The organism is Halomonas sp. (assembly GCF_041689495.1).
Lineage (GTDB): Bacteria > Pseudomonadota > Gammaproteobacteria > Pseudomonadales > Halomonadaceae > Halomonas.
The window spans coordinates 1-1,947 of sequence record NZ_JBDNGD010000474.1 but is presented as its reverse complement, the minus strand read 5'-3'; the positions used below and the strand labels follow the sequence as shown (position 1 = coordinate 1,947).

Genomic DNA, 1,947 nt, shown 5'->3' with positions numbered 1-1,947 from the left:
GTCTTTCCCGACATAGGCCGTGTTGACGCTTTTTTCGGGGATCACTGACGTGGCAAAACCCACTGGCGCGGTGTTTACAAGGAAACACCGCGCCAGTGAGTGGTAGTCAGGAATAAGTAGTCAGGAATAAACAGTGCCGGCCCGAGAGGGCCGGCGAGTCTATTCGGCCGTCGCCAGCAGGCTGGCATTGCCGCCCGCAGCCGTGGTGTCGATGCACAGATGGCGTTCCACCACGTAGCGTTCCGGCGAGATGGTCTGGGTCTCCAGCGACACGATGGAGCCGTCGCGCTTGGCGAGCGCGATGCGCAGATCGCGGGTCCAGTCGCTGGCACCGGCGGCGGCCACGGCAGCGATGCCCTTGACCGTGGTCAGCGTCTCGGCCGCGATGCTGCCGTCGAGCGCCGCGACGGGCGCCCCGGCACTTCTCAACGGCTGCACGGCCTGTGCCGCACCGGGCGCGACGAGCACCGCCGGACAGCCGCCACCGAGCGCCTGCACCGCCTGGGCGATGGCGATGTCGAGCGTCGGCCCGAGGCAGAGCACCGGGCCCTTAGGATACATCGCCAGCCGGTTGCTTTCCCCCGTCGGCCCCGGCAGCGTCTGCGGGGTCATGTCCAGAGCCGCGGTCTCGGAAAGGGCCTTGCGGACCACGCCGCCCTTGCCGGAGAGCGCCTTGCGCAGCACCTCGACACGATCGGGGCGCGCCGCCCAGTTGCGCGGATCCAGGCCGTCGATGGCCGACTGCAGGTCCTTGAGGGTCACGGTATTGCCCTGGGGCGCGTCGTGACGCTCGGCGGCGGCGGTCCGGCGGAAGCGGGTGACATAGAGCGGCCCGCCGGCCTTGGGTCCGGTGCCCGAGAGCCCCTCGCCCCCGAAGGGCTGGGAGCCGACGATGGCGCCGATCTGGTTGCGATTGACGTAGACGTTGCCGACATGGACACGTTCGACGATCTGCTGCACGCGGTCGTCGATCCGGGTATGCAGGCCGAAGGTCAGTCCATATCCCCTGGCGTTGATCGCGTCGACCACCTTGTCGATGTCGCGTGCCCGGAACGTGGCCACGTGCAGGATCGGGCCGAAGATCTCGCGCTCGAGATCACCGATCCCCCCGACCTCGACCACGGCCGGGGTGACGAAGGTCCCGGCGTCCGGCGCCGGCAGCTTCTTCAGCACCTTGCCGGCCTTTTCCTGAGCCGCCACATAGGCGCCGATGTCGGCCTGGGCCTCGGCGTCGATCACCGGCGAGACGTCGGTGTCGGTGTTCCACGGGTCACCGATGACCAGCGCGTCCATCGCGCCGTCGAGCATCGTCAGCAGCCGCTCTCGTGCCTCTTCCTGGACATACAGCATCCGCAGCGCCGAACAACGCTGGCCGGCCGACTGGAAGGACGAGATCAGGATGTCGCGCACTGCCTGCTCGGTCAGCGCGCTCGAATCCACGATCATGGCGTTGAGCCCGCCGGTCTCGGCGATCAGCACCGCATCCGGGCCGGCATTCTGCGCCAGGGCCTTGTTGATGATCTGCGCCACCTCGGTCGAACCGGTGAAGCAGACACCGGCGATCCGCGAATCGCTGGTCAGCGGCCCGCCAACCGTCGGACCATCACCGGGCAGCAATTGCAACGCCGCCTCGGGCAGGCCGGCCTCGCGCATCAGCTCGACGGCACGAGCGGCGATCAGGGGCGTCTGCTCGGCGGGCTTGGCGAGCACCGCGTTACCTGCCGCCAGGGCCGCCGCGATCTGGCCGGTGAATATGGCCAGCGGAAAGTTCCACGGGCTGATGCAGACGAAGATGCCGCGGGCGCTGCCGGGCTCTTCAACCTCCAGCCGCTCACACTCGTTCGCGTAGTAGCGCAGGAAATCCACCGCTTCACGCACCTCGGCGATGCCATCGAACATCATCTTGCCGGCCTCGCGGGTCGCGATCACGGTCAGCTCGGCGATGTG

The 1,947-nt window shown here is 68.1% G+C and carries 1 protein-coding gene; it reads right to left on the bottom strand.

Features of this window, described 5'->3' with window-relative positions; genetic code table 11:
* Positions 1 to 159: 159 nt before the first annotated feature.
* A partial coding sequence (locus ACESMD_RS14455; RefSeq protein WP_372614363.1) for an L-glutamate gamma-semialdehyde dehydrogenase occupies positions 160 to 1,947 on the bottom strand: 1,788 nt, incomplete at its 5' end.